The sequence below is a fragment of the Daejeonella sp. genome (assembly GCF_037719425.1).
Lineage (GTDB): Bacteria > Bacteroidota > Bacteroidia > Sphingobacteriales > Sphingobacteriaceae > Daejeonella.
This window is the reverse complement of record NZ_JBBJNI010000052.1, coordinates 1-24,562: the sequence shown is the minus strand read 5'-3', so window position 1 is coordinate 24,562 and position 24,562 is coordinate 1. Positions and strand designations below refer to the sequence as shown.

The following is a 24,562-nucleotide window of genomic DNA, read 5'->3' as shown; positions in this document are numbered from 1 at the left end:
ATTTCTATTCATCGTTGACCTTGTTTTTTGTCAACCTATGTCAGGACAAGTCAGTTCACATTTAATTCTTTTGCGCTCAGTTTTGCGATCCACTTGTTAATGATTATTACGGTGCTTGTAAATAGAATTTAAATGGATTAAGCCACAGGCTTTACTAATCTAATGCATTTCGAGGTGCCGCCCTGCGATGAACTTTGCACTTTAATTAATTAGATATGAAAACCATACTTGTATTAATCGATTTTTCCAAAAAGGCAGAACGCGCCGCCTTAATGGCTATGGAAATTGCACAGGCAGCTAATGCACAAGTTCAGCTCTACACGGCCTTCACGGCCCCCCAGGTGTATCCATCTGAAGGTGGTATAAATCCTGTTTTTGAAAATTTTACGGAAGACGAGAAGATCGCCAATGGGAAATTAAAAGTCCTGGCAGAAAAAATAAAAAGGAAGTTTAATAAACAAGGCCTGCCGGAAGTTAGCTGTAAAAGCGAGCCCGGTAACCTTGCGGAGAATATTGAAGCTATGAAACCATGGCTTATTGTTATGGGCGGCAAAAGCGAGGGCACTGCGCTGAGCCATTTTGTTTTTGGAAACAATAGCGCCGCGGTTATGGATAAAGCTTCCTGCCCGGTCCTGATCATCCCGGAGAAATCAGACCTGAAACCGTTCAGGAAGATCGCCTTTGCCACCGAATTTCTGACTTCAGAAAGTGACGCGCTGTCATTTGTAGAGTCGTTTGGAGCATTTTGGGACGCTTCTATTGCCGTGCTGCATGTATCAGACCCGCAGGTTCCCGGAAAGGCTAGCGAAACCCGTGGCGATGACTATAAAGCCATTATTTCCGAACGCAAGCTTCATTATGCGGATGTACGGGGGAAAGATATTGCGCAAGCCCTTAGCAGGTACTCCGATTTCAAAGCCATCAATTTGATAGCGATAGCCCATAAAAAGCGATCGTTCATTGGACGACTTTTACATAAAAGTATTGGTAAAGACCTGCTGAATTACCAGCATGTGCCGGTTTTAATATTGCATAAATCCTAAATTCAGGATACGATATCGGGGCAGAATTTTTAGTTTAAATAGAATACTGCAACAGTAGCTGATCTATATGTTCTATGAGAGTATCGAGGTCAAAGGGTTTGTGAAGGAGGTAATTACAATACATCAAATTTTCATCGCCCAGCGGGTATGCGGACATTAATATCACAGGCAGGTCGTATATTTTGAACTCATTCTTTATTCTTTTGCACAGCTCTACTCCGTTATCACCTGGAAGCCTGTAATCCATCAAAAGCAGGCCGGGCTTGAAACTCCTCAGGACTTGTTCCAGATCTTGTCCATCGCTGCAGACCATCACCTTAAAGTGATAGTAGCTCAGCGCTTCGTCCAATATATCAAGGTGTTCCTGATCATCATCTATAACAAGAACACGCATTTTCATATTTATATTGTTTAGTTAATTATCGCAAACTGTTCTTCTTTCTGCATTTCGGGTGTTTAACCTTATGGACAAAGATGCTATTTTGAACCAGCTGGAAATATGATGCAGATCATGACAATGAATGATACTAATCTCGCCCTTATCGCAGACTTTCTAATTACAGATTGAGACTTCGGTATTAGTACTAACAGGGGATGTTACAAAGGGGATATGGACATTTAATGATCTGACGATGAGGAAAGAGCCGGCAATCAGAAATAGAGCGGGGATCATCAGTCTTGGTGCCCGGAACTTCTTCAGTACCAGGGCAATCATTGAGGACAACAGGAGAAGGGGAGTTGTGCCAAGTCCGAAATAAAACATAAACTCGCTGCCCGAGAATGAGGAGCCTGTATTCAGGGAGCCGGCTATGGCCATATAAACCATGCCGCAGGGAATAAGCCCATGCAGCAAGCCTGCAAAGAAGCCGCCATACGGTTTACTCATCCATGTGCCCATAAATTTAGCCAGTGGAGTAAATACTTTTTGATAGAATTTGTTTGTTCGTACTGACGTGTGCCCGGAAAAGTGGTAGAAGGCAATGATTAAAAGAATGCTTCCGCTCACAAAGCTTAAGGCTTGCTGCAGGCCCAGGATGTTGAACAAACTGCCCAGCGATCCAGCTATAAAACCTAAAAACGAGTAAGTAAGGATGCGGCCGAGCTGATAGATAATTTTCTGCACCAGGCTGTACCAAGCGCCTCCGGGGAATGGAATTGCCACTACCAGCGGGCCGCACATGGCTACGCAGTGCAGGCTGCCGAATAAACCGGTAAAAAATGCCAGGCTCTGGTAACTCATGGGAGCAGCATTTTATCCTGATAAAGATATTCTTTTGTGCCGCTTTTATACTCGATGCGTAAGAGCCAGGATCCGGATTTAAGTTCATTTGCGGGGATCACTACTTCTGTCTTCACGGAATCGCTCTTAAATGCCTTGTCGAAATTTGAGTCGGCCAGATTGCGGATCAGGATCGTGTAGGTCACTGGTTTTGGAAACACAATATTCACACCTTTAGCTCCTGCCTGTATCGTTGGTGACATTTGATCGTCAAGCGCGGCGCGTTTGGCGTCATAGTCCCGGTCAAATACCTGGCCCTTTTCATAATAATCGGCGTCGATAAGTGAATCCGCTTTGTGAGGTTTTATCATCATCACTACCAGCGTGACGATAAAGCCCATGAAGACGATCATTCCTATTGTTAGTTTAGTTCCCCAACTCATGATTTAAAGATTAGGAGGAGCGATGAAAGTAGTTTTGGCTTTGCTGATAACTTTGCCTTGTGAAACTATTCCAAGGGTGATCCCCGATTTATATTCGTTTATATATTGCTGAGGGCGTATCAGGAAAAAAGTTAGTTTAACGCTCTCGGCTTTCTGTAGTTTAGTTGCCCGATTAATGTATTGTATGCGGGTCTGCTTGTCGGGCATCGAGATCGTAAAATCGATCGGCCCGGATGTTTTATTGATCAACTCAACATTGTACAGGTTGCTAACAGTACCATCGTCGCGCAGCTGGTAAAGTGTTCCGCTGGCCCGTAAAATGGTAGCGCCAATATCTGAGCGCAGTACGAGTAAAGTTGTCAGAGTTCCAAACAACAGTACCAGGATTACAGCATAGGCGTACACTCCTTTGCTAAACCGAAAAGTTTTTCCTTCGCTAATCTCTTCTTCCGATTTAAAGCCGATGAGACGGAGAGGGCGATGTGTTTTTTCCATCACCATATCACAGGCATCGATACATGCGGTGCAGTTAATGCATTCCATCTGTGTGCCCTGCCGGATATCTATGCCGGTAGGACAAACCTGAACGCATAAGCCGCAATCCACGCAATCGCCGGCTGCCGCTGAATCTTGTTTTTGTATGTGTCCGCGGGGCTCCCCACGTGCATAGTCGTAGGCTACCACTAGAGATTTCCTGTCTAATAATACTTCTTGTAGGCGTCCGTACGGGCAGATCACTGTGCATACCAATTCCCGGAGCCTTGCAAAAACCAGGTAGAAAACTGCGGTAAAGATCAGGATCGAGATGAATCCGGAAATATGCTGCTGAACAGGCTCTGTTATTATTTTAATTAAAGTATCGGAACCGATGATATAAGCCAGGAAGACATTGGCGATCAGAAAGGAGATCAAGGCAAACAGGGTATGCTTGGAGGTCTTTTTGAACAATTTTACTGCAGACATTGGGGCACTATTCAGTTCTTTTTGCTGCCTGGCATCCCCCTCTATCCAGTATTCAATCTTACGGAAAACCATTTCCATGAATATAGTCTGCGGACATGCCCAGCCGCACCACACACGGCCAAAGACAGCTGTGAATAATACAATGAATACAATGAAGGCAAGGAGAGCAAGCACGAACAGATAGAAATCCTGCGGCATAAACAGAATCCCGAAAATCACGAACTTTCGATTTAGAACATCTAAAAGTACCAGCTGTTCGCCATTGAATTTCAGGAAAGGAGCCGAGAATAGGGCGGCGAGCAATATATAGCTTACCCAGCTTCGATAGCGATACAGATTACCTATAATGAGCTTAGGATAGATCCATATCCGTTTGTTGGAGTCTGCGGCTGCAGCTGTACGATTTCCCTTTCCCTCTTTCATCGTAAATGACTTAACCTTCTTTATCGCCTTGAGGTGCTTTCCCGTTCGCGGGATTACTTCCCTTCAGCGAAATGATATAATTTGAAACGTCTGAAATCTGTTTTGGAGTAAGTGCCTTTTCCCAGGAGATCATACCTTTCTCGGGCACGCCGTATTTTATCGTCTTGAAAATGCTGCCGACTTTTTCGCCATGGATCCAGTAAGGGTCTGTTAAGTTTGGCCCTACAAGCCCCTGTCCTTTATCGCCGTGGCAGGCAACACAACTGGTGGAGTAAACAGCTTTCCCTGCAGCCAGAATATCTGCCCCCTGGTTTTCTTTTACAGAACTTTCGTCAATATTATTTACTGAAGAGGCAAGAAACATAGCACGCTCAGCTTTTGCTTCAGCCATTTCAATTTCGTACTCTTCATCCTGCAATTTGCCATAATCCAGAACGTGGAAATACATCATATAGGCAAATGCGAAAGCAATGGTGCTGTAGAAAAGCCACATAAACCAAGCAGGGGTAGGATTGTCGAGTTCCGAGATACCGTCGAACTGATGCTCGAGCATTATATCCTTTTCCTCAGAGAGAGGTTTAAGGCCGAGCATTTTCGTCCATATTCCTGGAATCGATTTTTTCGCTTTCTGCCAGTCCTCATATTCCAAAGGAAGGATAGCTTCGGGCTGAACATAAGGCGTTGGATGCGTCATTTCACGGGCGACTACTTTGAATGCCCTTAATATTGCAACGGAGGCCAGTAAAATAATGAGCGCCGTTATAATCCATGCTCCGATAATAATCTCCATGTGGAGATTTCCAATGCTGCCCGCGGGAGCAGTTGCCGCTGTCTGCTCCTGCGCGAATGCTGAGGCCGGGAGAACAAATGTCAATACCAGATATGTTAACTTTTTCATTTCGACTTATTGAGTATCGCCGGTAATTAGTGTTTATTTGCTTTCCCCTTCAGGGAATCTTTATCAGCTGTGTCTTCATCGTCCTGAAGCGGCAGGCTGCTCATGTAATCGATATGGCTTTTGTTCATTCCGATAAGCATGATGGCCACCAGAATAAAGAAGATGAGGAACAGCCATAAGGATGATATCAGGTAGACCTTGCTGTCGGCGAAGTTTTGTATGAATTGTTTGAACATGGGTTTTGAGTATTAGTATCAAGTATTAAGACGCATTACTTCTTTACTTTTATATCCGTTCCCAGCCTTTGCAGGTAGGCGATCAGTGCTATGATCTCACGATCTTCTTTTATTTTGATGTTATCTTTCGACAGGTTATCTGCAATGCTTTTGGCCTGGGTTTCCAGATCCTTGTTAGCCAGCTTATCGTAATTCTCTGCATACGGTACGCCTATTGTCCTCATGGCATTGATCTTAGCTGTGGTTGTTGTGGTGTCCAGTGCCTGCTCAATCAGCCAGGGATAAGGAGGCATAATACTTCCCGGCGACATTGTTGTAGGATCGAGCATGTGGTTAAAGTGCCATGCATTGGAATATTTTCCACCTATGCGATGAAGATCCGGCCCGGTGCGTTTGGAGCCCCACAAAAAGGGATGGTCATATACAAACTCACCAGCTTTACTGTAATCGCCGTATCGTTCAGTCTCTGATCGGAAGGGCCTTACCATTTGTGAGTGGCAGTTGACGCAGCCTTCCCTCAGGTAAACATCCCGACCCTGAAGTTCAAGCGGTGAATAAGGTTTTACACTGGCGATTGTAGGAACATTAGATGATATAATAAACGTAGGCATCATTTCAACCATACCGCCGATCAGGATGACAATAATAGACAGCACCATAAAGGCCATAGGCTTTCTTTCCAGGCTACGGTGCCATGTTTTTTCGCCGTGCTGTGGAATGAAAACCGGGGAAAGAGATACAGCTTCGGCAGGCTCATTTGCAAGCAGCTTGCCTTTGCTCATTGTCTTCGCCAGATTGTAGGTCATTACAATTACCCCGGTCAGATACATCGCCCCGCCAAGTGCACGGAACATATACATTGGAATGATCTCGATAGTGGTTTGCAGAAAAGCTGGATATTTCAATAAGCCTTCGGGTGTAAATTCCTTAAGCATCAGTCCCTGGGCGAAACCCGCGAGGTACATTGGAATAGCATAGAAAAGTATACCCAGCGTACCGATCCAGAAGTGGAACCCAATGAGTTTTTTGGAGAATATTTCAGTCTGGTACAGTCGTGGTACCAGCCAGTATAGAATAGCAAAGGTTAAGAAACCATTCCAGCCAAGGGCGCCAACATGAACATGTGCAACTATCCAGTCCGTAAAGTGAGCGATTGCATTCACCTGTTTCAGTGAAAGCATAGGGCCTTCGAATGTTGCCATGCCATACGAAGTGATTCCTACGACCATAAACTTCAGGACGGCGTCGTCGCGAACTTTATCCCATGCGCCGCGCAAGGTTAATAAGCCGTTGATCATACCACCCCAGCTCGGAGCGATCAGCATAATTGAAAATGCAACTCCCAGTGATTGTGCCCATCCCGGAAGGGAAGAGTAGAGCAGGTGGTGAGGGCCGGCCCATATGTAAATGAAGATCAGCGACCAGAAGTGAAGTATGCTTAGCTTGTATGAATAAACCGGGCGATTAGCCATTTTCGGCAGGAAGTAATACATCATTCCCAGGTAAGGGGTGGTAAGAAAAAAGGCCACCGCATTATGACCATACCACCATTGTACAAGAGCATCCTGGACACCGGCATAGATGTAATAGCTTTTAAATGCAGATATAGGCAGCTGGAAAGAGTTGACAATATGAAGCACAGCTACAGTTACAAACGTGGCGATGTAAAACCAGATGGCCACATACATATGCCGTTCCCGCCGCTTGATGATAGTTCCAAACATGTTGATACCAAAAACGACCCAGATTATGGTAATGGCAATATCGATAGGCCACTCCAGCTCAGCATACTCGTGAGAGGTGGTCAGTCCAAGAGGCAGCGTGATTGCCGCTGCAACAATGATGATCTGCCATCCCCAGAAATGGATCTTACTGAGGGCATCGCTGAACATCCGTACTTTAAGCAGCCTTTGCAATGAATAGTAAACGCCCATGAAAATGCCGTTACCCACGAAGGCAAAAATTACAGCATTGGTATGAAGAGGCCTGATCCGTCCGAACGTCGTGTACTGATTTCCCATATTTGCCTCAGGCTTAAAAAGCTGGAATGCAATGAGTAATCCTACCGTCATTCCGATAATACCCCATAATACGGTGGCAATACCAAAGTTCCGGACGATCTTGTTATCGTATTGAAATTTTTCGAGCTGCATACTTGTAATTCGGTTTGTTTTCTGGGTGTAAAAATACGCCCGGTGGGTAAAATCGGGAGTGATACAGATTAATGGAAAGTGTGATGTTCGTCACTATTTGATGTGAGAAGCGAGAATCGAGATGTGAGATACGAGAGACTTTGTCAATTATCCACTCTCAACTATTAGCTGCTTTCTGTAGGGACTCCTTCGGTGCAACTCCCTTCCGGTTTATCCTCATCGAACAGTATCCTCATAGCAGGGGTTTGCATATCGTCATTCTGACCGTCTTTCATCGCCCAGAAAAAAGCGACGAGAAATATTAGGGCGATAAAAATGCTGCAGGCAATCAAGAAATAGAGGATATTCATGGCTTTGTACTTATAAAAGTTTATTTTTCATTGCATAGTATCGGGTAACAATTGAAGTGAAGGTCAGTATGGTGATTGTGCTTAAGGGCATTAAAACTGCAGCGGTTAAAGGCGAAAGCTGCCCTTGAACAGCGAAATAAACACCAACAAGGTTGTAGGACGAGGCAATCATAAAACTCATCCGGATCGTTTTCACTCCATCTTTTGCTTGTTTTATGAATGCGGGTAAGCTGCGAAAGGAATTACCGCTTAGAATAGCATCACAGGCGGGGCTGAAATTGTTGGTGTTATCTGTGACGGCGACGCCGAGATTACTCTGTTTTAAGGCTCCGGCATCGTTCAGTCCATCGCCCAGCATCATCACATTCCGGTCGCCAGATTGAAGGGCTTCGATGTACAGCATTTTCTCATGCGGCGACTGGCGAAATTTCATTTGATCCGGATAGGGGAAGACCGCGGTGAGGTTCTCTTTTTCTCCGTCATTATCACCCGACAGCAGATGCATGTCGTAGTCAGGCGCCAGTTCGTGAAGCAGTGTTTTTAAACCCGGGCGCCTGCCCTGTTTTACATTGAAATAGCCTTTGTATTCATTGTCAATTTCGAGGTGTACCAGGGTAGACTCAGGCGCCGAACTTTTTGTCTCTGTATGCCGGGCTGCATTGCCGATTTTAACCAACTGTTCGTTTGCAATACCTGAAAGCCCCTTACCAGGAATTTCAACAAAGTCGCTGACCGGGTAATAACTACTGTTTTTTGTCCATCTGATTATTTCGCGGCTGAGAGGATGCATGGAATTTCTTGCCAGCGAAGCTGCGAGCATTTTGTCCTCCTCGTTTATTGCCCCGCAAAATGAAAATTCAGGCGCTTCTGGAGAGGTTATCGTTCCGGTTTTGTCGAACACGATGGTGTCGACCTTTGCTAACTGTTCAACAGTGTTCGTGCTCTTAAGGTAAAACAGGTGTTTGTCGAATATTGCTAAGACAGCCGATAGCGTAAATGGTGTACTAAGGGCCAGGACACAAGGGCATGCTACGATGAGTACTGCTGTAAAAGCACTCCATGCTTTGTCTGTATCGGCTGATATAAGCCAGTAGGCAGCTGCGGCAGTGGCAATGATGAATGTTACCATACTGAAGTATTTAGCGATACTGTCGTTAAAGTTGTTTTTTGTATCCTCTTTGGCCGAAAAGGTATCATTGTTCCATAGTGATGTCAGATAGCTTTGGGACACCGGTTTTATAACTTCCAACTCAATAGCTTCGCCTACCTGCCTGCCCCCCGCATAAACTATTTCTCCAAGCACCTTTTTTACGGGCGCAGTTTCCCCGGTCACAAAACTGAAATCGGTTAATGCATTCCCTTTCATTAAAATGGCATCGGCCGGTATGATCTCGTTGTTCCGGATCAGGATCCTGTCGCCTATAGTAAGCTCTTCGATTGCAATCGGCTTTTCGAATCCTTTTCGGATCAAGGTTACTGCTACAGGAAAATAGGACCGGTAATCTCTTGTGAAAGAAAGGTGGTAATATGTGCGCTGCTTAATCCACCTGCCGCAAAGGAGCAAAAAGACCAGCCCGGTTAGCGTGTCGGTGAAGCCCGGACCTGTAGCGCTGATTATCTCAAAGGCTGAACGTAAGAAAAGAACAGCTATGATAAGAGCGAGGGGTGCATCAAGATTGACCATTTTATGGCGCAAACCTGCCCAGGCTGAAACAAAGAATTCACGTCCGCAGTAGAAAGTAACAGGGATAGAGAAAGCAAGATTGAGCCATCCAAATAGTGAACGGAACTGCTGCTCAAAAGATGCAAGTCCAAGATATTCAGGGAAGCTTAGAAGCATAACATTGCCCATACAGAAACCGGCAACCGCAATTTTTTTAATCAGGGTATGATTCACGGAATGCTGTTTTTCCTTTACTACATCCTGCAGGCTGATTAGCGGTTCGTATCCAACGGAAGTCATTAATTCAACAAGGCCGCGCAATGATATATCCTGGTGGAGGAAGCTAATGGAAGCCTGCTTTTTCAGGAAGTCTATCCGGCAGTAGATCACTCCGGGGTTCAGCTTATGCAGATGCTCCAGCAGCCAAATGCACGAGCTGCAATGGATTGCTGGAATATAAAAGGTTATGGTGCTTACTTTTTCGTCTGTATAGTCTACCAGCTTTGAAACAATGGTGGGTTCTTGAAGATACTCCAGATGCTTATGCAACAGCACCTGTTTTTGTCCGGGCATGTCATTATAAATATAATAACTGCACATGTCGGTTGATGATAGTATTTTGTAGACGCTCTGACAGCCAATACAACAGAACTTTTTGTCTTCGATTGTGTAAGCCCCGCCGGGTGTATCGGTCCCGCAATGGTAGCACTTATCGGCCGTTAATGTCTGATTCTCCATTAATTTACTTTTTGTAAAGATTGGATTCGTGCATAATCCCTCCAATGACTCTGCTTATCGCAATTAGTGATTTAAGTCACTTTTTAGGCCCGGAATACATAGCCCGCGAGAGATGCGGAAGGCTGAAAAAGTAATGAAGATCATTTATTTTTTAGCCCTGAATATGGTTTAAATCATATTTTATCTCGTTCAATGTCCGCTCCTTTGTACCAGACAAACATTAAATAATTAGAATATGGAAACATTAGATATCCTCGATGTTACTCTGATTGAGCCGAGGCTTAAGCACCCACAGATTTTTGATAAGTTTGATTCTTTAGCTCCCACTGAAGGATTTATAATACACAATGACCACGACCCCAAGCCGCTGTACTACCAGTTACTGGGTGAACGCGGGAATGTTTTCTCCTGGGAATACCTGGAAAATGGACCACTCAACTGGAAAGTGAGGATACAAAAGCTCGGTGAAGAAGCAAGTCAGGAAACCATTGGGGAGATTGTTGTTAAGGACTACCGGAAGGCCCAGGTGTTCAAAAAGCTTGGAATTGATTTTTGCTGCGGTGGCAAAAAAACGGTTGAAGAAGTTTGCAAAACCAAAGGGCTTGACCCTGACCAGGTAAAAGCAGAGCTTGAGTCCGTGAATATGCAGGAACTTCAGACTGGGAATAATTTTGATAAATGGCAGCTCGACTTTCTTGCGGACTACATTGTCAATACCCATCACGATTATGTCAAGACAAATGTTCCGTTTATTACAGAGCTTGCGAATAAGGTTGCAGCGGTACATGGAGCACATCACCCTGAACTTTTGGAAGTGGCGGAAACGTTTAACCAGTTAGGCCGGGACCTGAGCCTGCACGTACTTAAAGAGGAGAATGTAGTATTTCCGTTTATTAAGGAACTGTTAGTCAGGAAAGCGCATGGCGGCGCAGCTGCTTCCGAAATTTTCGACAGCGTCCAAACACCGACGCAAATGATGGAAGTGGAACATGAGCAGGCGGGAGCGGACATGGCTTTGATACGGGCCTTAACACAGGACTATAAACTTCCTTTAGACGCGTGTACCTCTTATACTATATTGTTTAAAAAGATGCAGGAGTTCGAGAACGATCTGTTTAACCACGTGCACCTGGAAAATAATATACTTTTCCCGAAAGCCATTTCGCTGGAAAAAGATTTGGGTAATTAATAGCAGAAAGGATATGAGATCAGCAGCCATCAATGCCAAGACAAAAATCTCGGAGCTTATTAAGGCTAATCCGAGAACTATTGCAACACTGGCGGAATTCAATTCGAATTTCAATAAACTAAAAAATCCCATACTCCGGAACCTTTTAGCAAGAAGGGTTAGTATTTCGGATGCTTGCCGGATCGGGCGTTGCGAGCTTACTGAATTTTTGGCTAAGATGGCATCAATTGGATTTGAAATTGAGGGTTCAGAAGAGATAATGCCGCCTGTCGAAAGTGATATGATGACGGCTTCGCAATTTACTGCTGGCCTTAGCGTGGTCGAATTAGATGTACGGCCAATCCTGGCTGGTGGCGGCGACCCGCTGAATCTGATCCTGGACAAAAGCAGGGGCCTGAAAACAGGCGAATGTTTAAAGATCATCAATACCTTTGAACCTTTGCCTTTGGTTAAGCTTTTTAGCAAACGGGGATTCCGCTCATGGACCGAAAGACCTGGGATTGATACGGTTTTAACGTGGTTTGTAAAGGGAGAGGATATTAATGCGCGTCCTGAACCTCCGATTGAGATATCCGGCGACCATGAATTTCAAAACCAAATGGCGGCCTTTCCAGCTGAAAAGCTTCAAACGGTAGATGTGCGTGACCTTGCCATGCCTTTACCAATGATTACGATCCTCGAGTACCTTTCCAGACTTGGACCGGATGAAGCTCTTTTTGTTTATCATAAAAAAATACCTGTTTACCTTTTACCGGAGCTTGCAGAACGCGGGTTTCGGTATTTTATTCAGCATTCGGCGGATGGAGATGTAAATATGTTTATCTGTCGATGATGAATTCGGTTGGGACACAAAATCCGCTTTTATATAAGTTGGTTGCTGGACATTATTTCGTATCAGCTATATGCTTTGCTTGCCTTTCGGTGATGCTGCTCTTTGCGGCGCAGAACCTAAGCGGACATTATTTTCATCCGCAGTTGCTTGCTGTTACTCACATGGCGGCTCTAGGATGGGGCACCCTCATTATATTTGGAGCTGTATATCAATTGCTCCCGGTAATTCTCGAAACAGAATTGTACAGCCACAGAGCAGGTTGGATTAGCCTGGTTTTATTTGTCAGCGGGCTAATAGCACTGGTCTATTCATTCTGGACTTTTCAGCCGGGGATTCATATGCAATGCGGCAGTGTGCTGTTATTAGCGGGCATTGTTTTATTTGGAGTAAATGTTTTTTTGACTGCTAAAAAGAACCGTGATGATATTCACCAGGAATTTATAATAACTGCCTGCATATGGCTGATCGCTACCGCTCTTCTGGGAACGCTGCTGGTGTTCAATTTCCGTTATACGTTTTTGCAGCGCGATCATATCCTGTTTTTGAAGCTCCATGCACATATGGGCTTAGCCGGCTGGTTTTTGCTGCTCATAACAGGAGTTAGCTCTAAGCTGATACCTATGTTCCTTGTATCCGGAAATCAAAAGAGCCAATTATTATCCCGGAGTTATTATTTAATTAACGCTGGTCTAATCTTATTCCTGATTGACACCTATTTTTCAGAGCTTAATATGAAAACCTACGCCGCAGCAGCGATCGTAGTTGCAGGAATTTTATGCTGGCTGACGTTCGTTCTCGAATGCTTCCGGTCACGAATGCGTAAAACCATCGATCTCCCCATATGGCATACCCTGCTATCGATGGTGTTGCTCGCTGCAGCAATTTTTATCCTGCCTTTAATAGTTTTCGATCATTTGCGATCAGATCCGCGAGCTGTGAGTTACACTACTATATACGGGTCACTATTGTTTATGGGATGGATCAGTTCGCTGATCCTCGGACAAACTTTTAAAACGTTGCCATTTGTGGTATGGATAAGACATTACCAGCATCTGGCGGGTAAAGGCCCTATACCAATGCCTGCCGACCTTTATAAAACGAGATGGCTTAAGGTTCAGTTTGTTGCATTCCTGCTTTTTACTTTGATCTTTTATACAGGTATGTTTTTTAGATCTGCAATCCTGATCAATGCGGGGCTGGGCTGTTTTTTCATTGTTGCACTAACGTATTTATTTAATGTGATGGTGGTCCTTTTTCACAAAACTAAAAGCAAGGTGCCATGACCAGCCCCGATACAACGAACGGAGCAATCGCCATTGGGAGGGTGGTTGAGGTTTTGCGGATGGTTATCGATCCTGAACTTGGGATAAATATTGCAGATATGGGCCTTGTTTATTCGGTCGATATTGACAGGGAAATCAAACAAATCCAAGTAGAGATGACCTTGTCTTCCACCGGCTGCCCCATGGGTACTGCAATCGTAGGAGCGGTAGAAAATATGCTGAACTCGCATTTTTCGGACCATATAATAAACGTTGAGCTGGTCTGGCAGCCAGCATGGTCACCAGATTTTATTTCTAAAGCAGGCAGGCAACAACTGGAGGAGTAAAGCTTTGGTTGTCAGGTTCTATGTTCTGCTAAAACAATTTTTATTATATGATTATGATCATTTTTTTCAACTGAATTAATATATAATTTGTATCATATTTAATTTTAACCCAAACAGTCATGAAAAGTATTTTTGCGTTGTCGTTAATCGCTTGCGGTTGTATTTTATTAAGTTGTAATAGTGTTACAGATGAAAGCCAAACGGCGGAAGCTGCGGTCAGCCAGGCAGGCCAGTCAGGTGTCCAGGATGACCTTTCGCAGCGAAATGTGGTACAGGTTGCCGTTGGGAGTGAGGATCATACCACACTCGTTAAGGCCGTTCAAGCTGCCGAACTTGTAGACGCATTAAGCAATGCCGGGCCGTTTACTGTCTTTGCTCCAACCAATGCGGCGTTTGCTAAACTGCCTGCCGGTACCGTAGAAGGTCTGCTCGCGCCTGAAAAGAAAGAGGATCTGGCTGATATTTTACAGTACCATGTTTCGCTTGGAGTATTTAAAGCTGAGAGCCTTACCGATGGTCAGGTTATCGGCCAGGTGAACGGTGGAAATATTACGATAAGCAAGAAAGACGGGAAAACGATGATAAACGGAACAGCAACAATCGTTGCTTCTGTGCAAGCGTCCAATGGAATAGTGCACGTTATCGATGGCGTATTGCTTCCCAACTAATAATGTAAATACTTCAACGAAATTTATAAAGACTCAGCTCCGAAGGGATGGAGAGGCGTTCGCAGGTCAGTTAACCAGGGATAATTGGGAACGCCTGCGATTGCTGCCGTCCTACAACGCACTTTAGGACAATAAATGCTGCAGTTTATCCAGCGTTTCTGTACCTACAGTGTCCTGAATAAGGGGAAATAGCTGACGTTCCTCTTTCCGGATATGGTCTTCCAGCGTTTTACCAAGTAAATCAAGTTTTGATGCAAGATCTGCATGATCAGTAAGATCTCTGAATAAGGAATGAAGTATTTTATGTTCTTCAAGGACGCTGCCCAGGAGTTCGTCCAGGCGCGGATTAATATTCTTCACCAGTGGTACGATTTTCTCTTCGCTGTGGAAGTGTTCTATTAACTCTTCGTTATAGAATTTAACAGCATAATCGGCCTTGCCCGGCAAATCTGCTGGCAGGCCTTTATAGGGAGGCGCATCTTTTTGAAGCAGTCTGGCCAGAATTAAACCACCGTGATGATCGCGTGATAGCGGGACTAGTGCAGCATGTCTTTTCATAACTACAGATCTTTTGATTTAAACTTTTGCATCGAACCCCAGACTGGTAAAATTACCCAGACAAGAAGCACGGCACATGAAAATAATAATCCGGCATAGGTGCCAAAAAAATCTTTGAAAACAGCCCCGGTATATCCCATCATAGCCGAAACGTCGAGCTGCAGGAGAATAAGTATCCGGGTCAGGTCTATTGGGTTAAGGGCACTTACTCCGATCATTGGCTTTTCCAGCGGATAATCTGAAAACTGGAATAAAAGGAACAGTACAAAACCATCGAACAGCAGCGAAAAATATAGCCAGAGCAAAATTGCGGCGCCAATCCCTTTGGCTTTATCTCTTGTGTAGACAGTAGCAAGCAAGGCTATTGCTACGAAAATCACACTCAATGCCATCCCTGAGAGAATCATTGTCATGCCGATCATGTTGGCCTGGTAAAGTAGGATGGGAAGGCCGGCCCCGATAAAAAATGCCAGGCAGAGTGAAATAGCCAGTCCCGAGAAAATACTCAGCCAGATTGACTTTCTTTTTAAAGGCTGGCTGACAAGCAATTCGATAAACTCGGCAGAGTTATAAACGTAGATAGTAGAAAAGATAATGCTTACCAAAGGAACCACCAGCAGAATGATATTGAGCAGACTTAACAATCCTTTGCTGTTGCTATCTTCCAGGCTAAATACTGTCAGCGATGACGCCAGAAGAAAGGCCGTGTAGATAATAACGATTTTGTTCCTAAGGATATCGGAGATCACATACTTGATTATCTTATTCATAATTCATCGACATTACCTGTGCAATTGACTTGACTAAGCGCTCTTCACCGGTATCGCGTTTTAATTCATCAACGCTTTTGTGAAAGATCAGACTTCCATCCTGCATGTAAATTACCCTGCTCACCAGATCGTCCAGGTCGCTCAGAATATGTGAGGTGATCAGGACGAGCTTACCTTTTTCTTTTTCGGCCAGGATCTTTTCTTTAAACAGTTCTGATGCAATGGGGTCGAGGCCTGCTGTGGGTTCGTCAAGAATAAGAACTGCCGGGTCAAACAGAAAGGCAAGAGCCGCACTTACTTTTTGAATAGTTCCTCCGGAGAGAGTCCGCATTCGTTTATCCAGGATCTTGTTTATCGAAAACCCACGAATAAGATCTTCGTCCAGTTCTTTACTGTTGCGAATATCTTTCATCATGTCCAGCACCTGTCCGATAGTCATGTTATCGGGATACCGGCCTATTTGCGGCATGTAGCCAATATTATCCCTGTACTGCCAGTCCCCGGAAATGCTCTTTCCATCAAAGGTCAGCGTGCCGCTGTCGGGTATCACCATTCCTAAAATGCATTTAATAAGCGTGGTTTTACCGCTGCCATTAGGTCCGATCAATGCGATGCATTCACCCTTCTGACAAATAGTAGTGATTTCATTCAAGACCTTTAACTTGCCGAACTTCTTAGATATCTTATTAAAAGTGATCATGTTACAGGTTTCCTAAAGCAGTCAATTAGAATGCCCGCTTCATTAAGGGCTCATTATCCCGGAGATTTTCAGGGGTCAGGCTGGGTATGATCTTCTCGGTTTTGTCCAATAGTGCCGTTATAAAGGTCCTGAATAGGATCATAGCAGTCGGGAACTTTTCAACGATCATGGAAAATATGCTTACCGGCCGGTAGGGAATATCTCCGATCTTATCTTTGTTCAGGTCATATCCTTCGTATTTATCCCAGTAGTTATTTTTAAAGGTGTTTAACACCAAGGACCCGTTAGTTCCAACATCAAAGGTATTTCCTATGAAATTATTTCGCTCCAGCACCACATCCATACAGCTCGCCTGGATCTTCAATGCCCATCCGTTATCCTTAAAGGTATTTTTGGTCATATGAATCCGGTTAGCACCTTCCATGTAAATTGCGCTGGTATTTTTGGTAAAATAGTTGCCCTTCATAAAGCCATCTGATATCTCTTTAAGCAAAATGCCGTACGCTGCATCGCCCCAGTTCTCTTCAAAGCGATTGGCGATCATTTTTATTTTTTTTGAATACATCACAGAAACTCCTGATCCATTGTTCCGGAAAATATTGTTGATATACATATCATCATTGGAGAACATAAAATGCAGGCCATACCGCAGATTTTTGATTGCGCTGTTCTTTGAGATAACTGAATTCTTTACAAACTCAAAATAGATCCCGTCCCGATGTCCGCTGATAATATTGCCAACAATACGTAAGCTATCACCCTTCCAACAATGGATGCCGTTTCCGCTCTGTTGCTCTGATAAACTGATTCCGCGCAAGCGATTATTTGCAATGGTACATTTTGACCCGTTCTGAATGTAGATCCCGAAGAAGGTATCTTCCAGTACGTTGTTTTTTATTGTCACATTGTCGCTGTCGTAAACCTTTATTCCGCTCAGGTCTTCCAGGCTAGAAGTGCCGGAGTGAATTAACCTGAATCCATCGATTGTACCACCGCTGGCAGTGACAGAAATAATCTCATACTTATTTTCTCCATCCAGTATAGGATAGCCGATGCCCTTAAGTACTACTTTTTTATTAATTACAAGGTTTTTTTCGCGGTAAATTCCATGATCGACAATTACCGTGTCGCCTGACGTGGCCGTGTTTATTGCCGATCGGATGGTTTTATGAACCCGCTTAGAGCCCACTAAGATCGTTTTCGCAGATGCGGAGCAGAATAACAAGAGGAAGATTAGGAAGGTTAAGAATTTCATTTCTTCATGTCCTCCCAGGTTATGAAATTGCCATAGTAAGAAAGAACAGCTTTCTCAAGAGTGTCTTTGCTGGTGAAGGCAGCAACATTCCCGTTCATCGGACTGCGCAGAGCCGGACTTTGAAGAAAATATGCTTTCTCTGCATTGATCAGATCATGGGGTTTGTTGAAATTGACGAAATATACATCTGCAATATTTTCCTTTTCAACTGTATTCTCATTGATAAAGGAGATCACGCAATGCGGGTCATCAAATTTATAGACCTTGTTCTTCTTTGAGATTAACTCAGCTCCAAAGCGAGCATCACTTATGGTCATTTTACAAAAACTACAGTTGTCCTTTCCGATAATAATCGGCTCTGGTCCGGCACTACAGGCACCCACCATTAAAATTAATCCGAGCGATGCGGCTCCTGCTGATTTTTTGCCCCTGACTGCGGTTTTTATGCCTTTCCATTCCTTTATGACCAGGATCAATAAAACGGCACCTACGCCTATAAAGATCCATCCGCCTAAACCGGGTATAGAATACGCTCCGAAGTTCAAAAGCTGCTTATAACCAATTAAGGGCGGCTGGTAAGCCATACCGGGTACGATTATGGCCGCATTCGGATCAAGATTATGGCCATAGTCATATTCCCACCGCCAAAAATCTACCATGGCTAATATGCCGAAGGTGACGAACAGGCCGAAAAGGATAAACATCAGCTTTCTTCGCGCGAGTATAGCGGAGCTGACAAAAAGGATTGAAAAGAAGATAATGATTGCGGGCAGGACTTTAAACTCGGCAAAATCATCCGTATGAAGTGTTTTCATGCCGATGTAATGATTAAGTCCGTTGATTATATCCACATTCCCGGCCAGTTTGTTAGCATATATCAGCAGGTAGAGGCCTTCAGGGTATTGAGGGGCAGTCAGATCAATCCGCCAGATAGGCGTGAACAAAACAATTAATAAGCCCAAACCGCATATCACGAGAACTAACCTGGTCGAATTGCTTACTTTACTGTTCATAATAGGAGATAATTAAAAAGAGACAGGAACTCAGGTTCCTGTCTCAAAGTGGTGATTGTTTTACTTTTTTGCCACACCAGCAGTGTTAGTGGCCTTTACATCAGATTTAGGCATATTTGTACCCGTGCTGAAGCTAATAGGGACATTACTGCCTGCCGGGGATACTCTGACATAGCCTGACATTTCCTGGTGCAGGGCACTGCAAAAATCGGTGCAGTACATTGGATACATGCCTGCTTTTGTCGGTTTCCATTTCAAGGTAGTGGTTTCACCCGGCATGACCAACAATTCGCCATTTATAGCTCCTTTTATAGCAAAACCGTGAGGCACGTCCCAATCCTGTTCGAGATTGGTGGTGTGGAAGTATACTTCATCTCCGACACGGACACCTTCAATATTGTCAGGAGTTAAATGTGAACGGATTAGGGTCATATACACGTGAACTTTGTTTCCTTCTCGTACAACTTTCGCTTTCGCTTCGCCTTTGGTAACGTAAGGATGGTTGTTGTCTTCTATTTTGAAGAACTTAACGGAGTTCTTTCTAACTACATCTGCAGCAACAGCTTGCGCATAGTGCGGCTCCCCGATTGTAGGGTAATCCAGTATCAGCTGCATTTTATCGCCGCTGATGTCGTATAACTGGGCGCTTTGTGACAACTCCGGTCCGGTAGGCAAATACCGGTCCTTAGTTATTTTATTATAGGCAACCATATATTTCCCGGTTGGTTTTCTGGAGTCCCCGCCAGGTATCATCAGGTGACCAACTGAATAGTATGTTGGAACTCTGTCAAGCACCTTCAGGTCTTTTACATTCCATTTAACCACTTCACTTGAAACGAACATGGAGGTGTATGCATTTCCCTTATCATCAAATTCGGTATGCAGAGGGCCTAAGCCTGGCTTTTTAACCTCTCCATAAAGGGCTGCTTCGTATTTAATAACGGGGATTCCCTCGTATTCGCCTTCGAAAGACTTTGCTGCTATTGCCTTCTGTATCTTGTCAAAGCTAAATACGGGAATTAGGGCCGCCAGTTTACCGCTGCCTACTATGTATTCGCCGGTTGGATCAACATCGCATCCGTGCGGTGATTTAGGACATGGGATCATATATACAAGACCTGGATGGTCACGCATATCAAGCACAGTAACCTGGTTTTTGATGGTCGAGGTGGCGGTATGAGTTTTTTCGTCAAAACGGTTGCTGGCGTATTTTACAGCTTGCTTCCGGCCTTTTCCTTCTTTGATCAGTTTTTCGGCCATCTTCCAGTTAACCGCCATGATAAAGTCCTTATCGCGTTTCGACGCGTTTACTTCCAGGAGTGTATTCGCCTGTTCGGTATTATACGTGCTGAAGAAGAACCATCCGGCCGACTTTCCCTTTCCCGCATGACTTAAATCGAAATTCACGCCTGGTCCCTGGAGTTGAAACGCAATGTCCATATTGCCATGGTCTTTGTCTATACTGACAAAGCTGATTGTCCCTTTGAAATTTTCTTTGTAAGTATTAATCGGAACATCGCCATTTTTATCGTCTGGCGGGATACTGAAACGGGTTCCTGCAACGATGTATTCAGATTTCTCTGTAATAAAAGGGGAAGAGTGGTTACCTCCGCTATTTGGCAATTCAAGGATCTCTGCAGTACGGAAGGTTTTAAGATCGATCCGTGCCACCCGCGGTGTATTGTTTCCGTTGGCAAACACCCAGCGGCCATCAATTTCTCCGTTTGTCTGCGACATTGATACGTGGTGAAGATCATCCCATGGAACTTCTCCATGAGATGTGTTCAACATTGGTTTTGTTTCTTCGGAATAACCCCAGCCTTTTTCAGGATCAACTGAAAAAACAGGTATCACACGGAGGAGCCTGCCGCTAGGTAATCCATAGACCGACAATTGACCGCTAAAGCCCCCGGAGACAAAATTGTAATATTCATCGTATTTGCCAGGAGCAACATACACTTTCGCTGCGGCATCACCGCTAACGACGGAGCCTGCATTTTTGGGCTTGCAGGCGTTAAGGCCTGCTAATAATGCCAGGGCAACCATGCCATGTGCATATTTATTATTTATTTTCATCGTTTGGATTATTATAAAACCTTATTAGTTAAATTTTTAAGACAAAGGGATCCCTATTAAGCATCTTTTTAATACTTTTTAATGTGTAAGCTATAGATAAGGGAAGCCCCCGTTGACTCGCTGGCCTTCTATTTGGCTCCGTCGTTTCTCCTCATAAATTCGAGCAGATTTCGTGCGTCGTCATCAGAGAGATTTTGGTTTGGCATCCGAACGAGACACAGCTCAAGCTGAGCCTGTACTTCGGGATCTTTATCAATCATCACATCGGTGTTCGTGATAAAGTTCATGATCCATTCTGGTTTGCGGCGTTCGGTGACACCTGCCCACCCCGGTCCAACGAGGCGCTCATCGGTTAATTTATGGCAGCTGCTGCATTTAACCTGAAAGACCTGGTCTCCAAGCTCAGCTTTTTTGGCATCTAAAGGCCCTAGTTCAACTGTAGTGAATTTCCCCTCCCCGCGATTTGGATCGTAGGACGGGTTTTCTTTGCTGGTTTCTGTTGTTGCTGAGTCAGTTGATCCTGCTGCATTTTCGTCAGTTTTTGTCGAGTTCCCGCCGCAGGAGGCAATGAATGCTACAAAGGCGATTATTATGGTGAATGCAAGAGATTTTTTCATAGAGCTTTATGGTTTAGTACGATTGGTGTCTCATACAATGTAATAAAATTAGATTTCTTATGCAAGTTTAGATATAGGTTGAGGATCTTTTTATGCGTGCAATCATAAATGACTAAGGTCATTTATTTGAGTAACGTGGATCACCCTCTACCTATCCTGCAAGCTTTAATTTTGAATAACAAAAATACAAACATATTGTTATGATAGATGTTAAATTACTTTTGGCCTCGGGCGCGACTTATAGAAGAGTAAAGGCTAACGAAACTATTTTTTACGAAGGCGAACAATGCAGTTATTATTTCCAGGTAATAAGTGGAAGCGTGAGATGGATAAATATCGATGAAGAAGGCAGGGAGTGTATTCATGCTATTGTTGAACCCGGCGAATCATTCGGCGAATTTCCACTAGTTGATGACGGCCCATATGCAGCATCTGCTGTGGCCAATGCGGATACCGAACTTATCCGGCTCTATAAGCCCAGCTTCCTGGATCTGCTGAAAGATAACCGTGAAATACATTTTGCTCTTACAAAGCTACTTGCCCGAAGGTTACGATTTAAGTTTTCCGTTATTACGTCCATGGCCTCCAATTGCCCCGAAACCAAGATCATTAATCTGATTAATTACCTCAAAGCGGAGAATAAAAGTTTTTGTCCTGAGTGCGATCAACTAAAACTGACCCGCCAGCAAATAGCGGATATGACTGGCTTAAGAGTTGAAACCGTAATACGCACAATACGACACATGCATGATAAGGGTGAGCTCTTAATCAGCAAGGGCAAGGTGTTTTGTAAGGAAATGATTCTGGCGATGCCAAATTAGCTTTAACAAATCTATTAGGCGTTGACGTATGAAACCAATATCAAAATGGCTCCAAATCTCTTTCCTTAACCTGCTTTTAGTATCTGTCCTGGGATTCATTCTCAGATACAAGATAGCTTTCTCTCTGCCGATCGTTGATCAAAAAAATGTTCTGCACAGCCATTCTCACTTCGCATTTAATGGCTGGGTAAGCCAGACACTAATGCTGTTGCTGATCTATTATTTGAGCAGCCAACTCAGGGAGCAGATATGGGCTAGATACAAATGGTTCGTGTATGCAAATTTGATAACTGCTTATGGGATGATGGTTGCATTTTTCCTGCAGGGATATGCCTTCTATTCTATCAGTTTCTCTACGCTCTCTATCATTGTTTCGGTTCTATTCGCAATTTCGTTCTGGAGAGACCTTAACCGGATAAGCGGGAAATCGGTTAGCCACTTGTGGTTCAGATCGGCGCTGATCTTCAGTGTTTTTTCTGCACTCGGCCCATTCTCACTTGCGTACCTGATGGCGATAAAACAAGCAGATCAGAATCTGTACCTGGCATCGGTTTATTTTTTCCTGCACTTCCAGTACAACGGTTGGTTTTTCTTTGCCGGCATGGGTTTACTCACTAATCAGCTGCAAACAGATCCCTATTCATCTAAAAAACTCTATTATGCCTTTTATCTCTTTTGTGCGGCATGTATCCCGGCTTATTTTCTTTCGATCCTGTGGATGCCGCTCGCGGGACAAATCTATTATCTCCTCATAACAGCTGTACTTGCTCAGCTCATCGGCTGGAGTCTGACAGTAGGTGTTATTATAAAAAACTCAAAACTGCTTAGTGAGAAATGGCCGAAAGCAGGAAGAGTATTACTTATCCTATCAGCAATTGCATTTACTATAAAGCTCATACTGCAATCAGGGTCAATTCACCCTCAGCTTAGCCAGCTTACGTATGGATTCCGCCCCATCATCATTGGCTACCTGCACCTGGTACTTCTTGGAGTAACAACGATTTTTATAATTGGCTATATAATATCTTTGAAATTGATCATGCTTTCAAAAAAGGTAATTGTGGGGGTGTCGATTTTTGTTGCCGGAGTTATCATCAATGAGGTCTTGCTGTTGATTCAAGGGGTAGCAGCGCTGAACTATTCAGTTATCCCTCACATCCAGATTCTTTTATTTGGAGCAGCTATCATCCTTGTTGTGGGGTTGGGGATTCTGTTTGCCGGATCTTTAGAGCGTAGGGTTAAGTAAAGAGTTTTTTAAACAACCGCCTTGATAGCCACAAGTTCTGCTAATTTGCGTACCCGCTTAAGTTCCTCGTGAAAAGTTGCAGCGATATTGTTTTGGCACGTAATCAGTTCGGGAATTAGGGATTCGTAATAATCGATCCCGTTTAGGAGCTGTGCCTTAAATTTTTCCAGTTGTTTCGCTTTTTTGGCGGTAAGATCCCGAACGCTCGTTTCGACATCCTTTTTCAGGTAACTGATGTACAGCTTGATTTCGTTAATAAACATGTTCGGTCTATTTATTCCTTCCAGCAGATTGAGGTTTCCGTAGATGTGCTTAACCATTTCATCAAGAGAGTAGATCCCCGGGAAATAGGCGGTATTGGGCCCTGGGCAAATGGCTACCGCCCTGTTTTCTTTTGGCTTTACCATATTGTTTTTGATGTAAACCGATGAGCACAGCCCTTCGCAAAGACATACTTTTTCTGTGATCGTATCCATGCTTTTCTGGTAATCATCCGGAGACAGAGCCTTTTTATTCAGTTCTTTTATTTTGAGGTTCTGGTATTTTCGCGATGCCGTACAGATAGGCGCTGCTGTAAATTCGGTATTCGATACCAGGAACTTTTTTGTACAGGGGCTTCCCGGACGGCCGTCTGCGATCCTCCTGAGCCGCTGAGCCTCAGCTGAGCTCTTGCGGAAATTATTAAAAGGTATTCCCAGCGGAGAGGCCCCGCTTATGTAAAAATCATCTTCGCCGGCGCCGGCCAGTTGTTTTAATGTTTCATCATCAACGTTGGTAGCTTGCGGGACAAGCAGAAAGGGGCTTCCCCAGCCGGTTCCATCCAGCTGATAATACTGTTGAAGAAATTCGTTTTCTTCAGCCGTGCCTATGCCGCCCTGAACAGTTATTCGGGTGAGCGGCAGCGAAACTTCAACGAAACCTTTGTCCACGAGCGCAGACCGGTAGCCAGTAAAAAGCTCGCTGACCATCTCATTTCGTTTTTGCTTAAACTCTTCAAGAATAGGCCCCAGCAGAAAGCCCTCTGTAGCAAATGCATGCCCCCCGCAGTTCAGGCCCGATTCAATCCTGAACTCGTGAAC

General features: G+C 44.2%; 24 protein-coding genes and 1 pseudogene. 8 read left to right on the top strand and 17 right to left on the bottom strand.

All coding sequences use genetic code 11. The features are described from left to right. The first annotated feature begins 215 nt into the window (after positions 1 to 215). Positions 216 to 1,043 (top strand): universal stress protein, encoded by an 828-nt coding sequence (locus WKF69_RS08900; protein ID WP_340381249.1) that lies wholly within the window; start codon positions 216 to 218, stop codon positions 1,041 to 1,043. 34 nt (positions 1,044 to 1,077) lie between these two features. Here the strand turns inward: WKF69_RS08900 and WKF69_RS08895 are convergent, their stop codons facing one another. The 9 genes from WKF69_RS08895 to WKF69_RS08855 all read right to left on the bottom strand — a co-directional run bounded on the left by WKF69_RS08895 (position 1,078) and on the right by WKF69_RS08855 (position 10,129). Further along, a complete protein-coding gene (locus tag WKF69_RS08895; RefSeq protein ID WP_340381248.1) occupies positions 1,078 to 1,443 on the bottom strand; it encodes a response regulator in 366 nt (121 codons plus the stop codon). A 153-nt stretch (positions 1,444 to 1,596) separates the two neighbouring features. Then, a complete protein-coding gene (locus tag WKF69_RS08890; protein WP_340381247.1) occupies positions 1,597 to 2,283 on the bottom strand; it encodes a sulfite exporter TauE/SafE family protein in 687 nt (228 codons plus the stop codon). Continuing rightward, a complete protein-coding gene (locus tag WKF69_RS08885; RefSeq protein ID WP_340381246.1) occupies positions 2,280 to 2,705 on the bottom strand; it encodes a FixH family protein in 426 nt (141 codons plus the stop codon). Before WKF69_RS08885 ends, WKF69_RS08890 begins: the two co-directional genes overlap by 4 nt. A 3-nt stretch (positions 2,706 to 2,708) precedes the next feature. After that, positions 2,709 to 4,091 (bottom strand): cytochrome c oxidase accessory protein CcoG, encoded by a 1,383-nt coding sequence (ccoG, locus tag WKF69_RS08880; RefSeq protein ID WP_340381245.1) that lies wholly within the window; start codon positions 4,089 to 4,091, stop codon positions 2,709 to 2,711. Positions 4,092 to 4,101: 10 nt separating this feature from the next. Then, positions 4,102 to 4,989, bottom strand: coding sequence for a cbb3-type cytochrome c oxidase N-terminal domain-containing protein (locus tag WKF69_RS08875; RefSeq protein ID WP_340381244.1), 888 nt, complete (start codon positions 4,987 to 4,989; stop codon positions 4,102 to 4,104). 26 nt (positions 4,990 to 5,015) lie between these two features. After that, positions 5,016 to 5,225, bottom strand: a complete 210-nt coding sequence (locus WKF69_RS08870) for a hypothetical protein (protein ID WP_340381243.1) — start codon at positions 5,223 to 5,225, stop codon at positions 5,016 to 5,018. Between the two features lie 35 nt (positions 5,226 to 5,260). Continuing rightward, entirely contained in the window at positions 5,261 to 7,378 is a 2,118-nt protein-coding gene (gene ccoN, locus WKF69_RS08865) for a cytochrome-c oxidase, cbb3-type subunit I (RefSeq protein WP_340381242.1), read from the bottom strand. A 164-nt stretch (positions 7,379 to 7,542) separates the two neighbouring features. After that, positions 7,543 to 7,728, bottom strand: a complete 186-nt coding sequence (gene ccoS / locus WKF69_RS08860) for a cbb3-type cytochrome oxidase assembly protein CcoS (RefSeq protein WP_340381241.1) — start codon at positions 7,726 to 7,728, stop codon at positions 7,543 to 7,545. Positions 7,729 to 7,738: 10 nt separating this feature from the next. Then, entirely contained in the window at positions 7,739 to 10,129 is a 2,391-nt protein-coding gene (locus WKF69_RS08855) for a heavy metal translocating P-type ATPase metal-binding domain-containing protein (RefSeq protein WP_340381240.1), read from the bottom strand. 235 nt (positions 10,130 to 10,364) lie between these two features. On the opposite strand from WKF69_RS08855, the gene ric reads away from it, so the two are divergent. The 5 genes from ric (at position 10,365) to WKF69_RS08830 (ending at position 14,427) form a co-directional block, all read left to right on the top strand. Further along, entirely contained in the window at positions 10,365 to 11,318 is a 954-nt protein-coding gene (gene ric, locus WKF69_RS08850; RefSeq protein ID WP_340381239.1) for an iron-sulfur cluster repair di-iron protein, read from the top strand. Between the two features lie 13 nt (positions 11,319 to 11,331). Then, on the top strand, positions 11,332 to 12,150 hold the full coding sequence (locus WKF69_RS08845) for a DUF2249 domain-containing protein (protein WP_340381238.1): 819 nt from the start codon (positions 11,332 to 11,334) through the stop codon (positions 12,148 to 12,150). Continuing rightward, positions 12,147 to 13,433 (top strand): hypothetical protein, encoded by a 1,287-nt coding sequence (locus WKF69_RS08840; RefSeq protein ID WP_340381237.1) that lies wholly within the window; start codon positions 12,147 to 12,149, stop codon positions 13,431 to 13,433. Before WKF69_RS08845 ends, WKF69_RS08840 begins: the two co-directional genes overlap by 4 nt. After that, entirely contained in the window at positions 13,430 to 13,759 is a 330-nt protein-coding gene (locus tag WKF69_RS08835) for a metal-sulfur cluster assembly factor (RefSeq protein WP_340381236.1), read from the top strand. Before WKF69_RS08840 ends, WKF69_RS08835 begins: the two co-directional genes overlap by 4 nt. 119 nt (positions 13,760 to 13,878) lie before the next feature. Then, positions 13,879 to 14,427 (top strand): fasciclin domain-containing protein, encoded by a 549-nt coding sequence (locus WKF69_RS08830; RefSeq protein ID WP_340381235.1) that lies wholly within the window; start codon positions 13,879 to 13,881, stop codon positions 14,425 to 14,427. A 123-nt stretch (positions 14,428 to 14,550) separates the two neighbouring features. Here the strand turns inward: WKF69_RS08830 and WKF69_RS08825 are convergent, their stop codons facing one another. From WKF69_RS08825 to WKF69_RS08795, 7 genes are all read right to left on the bottom strand, one after another. Then, positions 14,551 to 14,985: a hemerythrin domain-containing protein gene (locus WKF69_RS08825; RefSeq protein WP_340381234.1), complete on the bottom strand. Its 435-nt coding sequence runs from the start codon at positions 14,983 to 14,985 to the stop codon at positions 14,551 to 14,553. Between the two features lie 2 nt (positions 14,986 to 14,987). Further along, positions 14,988 to 15,755, bottom strand: coding sequence for an ABC transporter permease subunit (locus WKF69_RS08820; RefSeq protein WP_340381233.1), 768 nt, complete (start codon positions 15,753 to 15,755; stop codon positions 14,988 to 14,990). Further along, positions 15,748 to 16,455: an ABC transporter ATP-binding protein gene (locus WKF69_RS08815; RefSeq protein WP_340381232.1), complete on the bottom strand. Its 708-nt coding sequence runs from the start codon at positions 16,453 to 16,455 to the stop codon at positions 15,748 to 15,750. Before WKF69_RS08815 ends, WKF69_RS08820 begins: the two co-directional genes overlap by 8 nt. A gap of 25 nt (positions 16,456 to 16,480) precedes the next feature. Further along, a complete protein-coding gene (locus tag WKF69_RS08810; protein ID WP_340381231.1) occupies positions 16,481 to 17,644 on the bottom strand; it encodes a nitrous oxide reductase family maturation protein NosD in 1,164 nt (387 codons plus the stop codon). Between the two features lie 62 nt (positions 17,645 to 17,706). Continuing rightward, a complete protein-coding gene (locus WKF69_RS08805; protein ID WP_340381230.1) occupies positions 17,707 to 18,723 on the bottom strand; it encodes a nitrous oxide reductase accessory protein NosL in 1,017 nt (338 codons plus the stop codon). 60 nt (positions 18,724 to 18,783) lie between these two features. Next, a complete protein-coding gene (nosZ, locus tag WKF69_RS08800) occupies positions 18,784 to 20,799 on the bottom strand; it encodes a Sec-dependent nitrous-oxide reductase (RefSeq protein ID WP_340381229.1) in 2,016 nt (671 codons plus the stop codon). A gap of 128 nt (positions 20,800 to 20,927) precedes the next feature. Beyond that, the gene (locus WKF69_RS08795) at positions 20,928 to 21,416 is read right to left on the bottom strand and encodes a cytochrome c (protein ID WP_340381228.1); all 489 of its coding nucleotides are present in this window, start codon (positions 21,414 to 21,416) and stop codon (positions 20,928 to 20,930) included. A gap of 200 nt (positions 21,417 to 21,616) precedes the next feature. Here WKF69_RS08795 and WKF69_RS08790 point away from each other — a divergent pair, with 200 nt between their 5' ends. Together WKF69_RS08790 and WKF69_RS08785 are read left to right on the top strand one after the other, a co-directional pair. Continuing rightward, positions 21,617 to 22,237, top strand: a complete 621-nt coding sequence (locus WKF69_RS08790; RefSeq protein WP_340381227.1) for a Crp/Fnr family transcriptional regulator — start codon at positions 21,617 to 21,619, stop codon at positions 22,235 to 22,237. Between the two features lie 28 nt (positions 22,238 to 22,265). Next, a complete protein-coding gene (locus WKF69_RS08785) occupies positions 22,266 to 23,483 on the top strand; it encodes a hypothetical protein (RefSeq protein ID WP_340381226.1) in 1,218 nt (405 codons plus the stop codon). Positions 23,484 to 23,491: 8 nt separating this feature from the next. Here the strand turns inward: WKF69_RS08785 and WKF69_RS08780 are convergent. After that, positions 23,492 to 24,562, bottom strand: a pseudogene (locus WKF69_RS08780) (hypothetical protein); the annotation flags it as partial.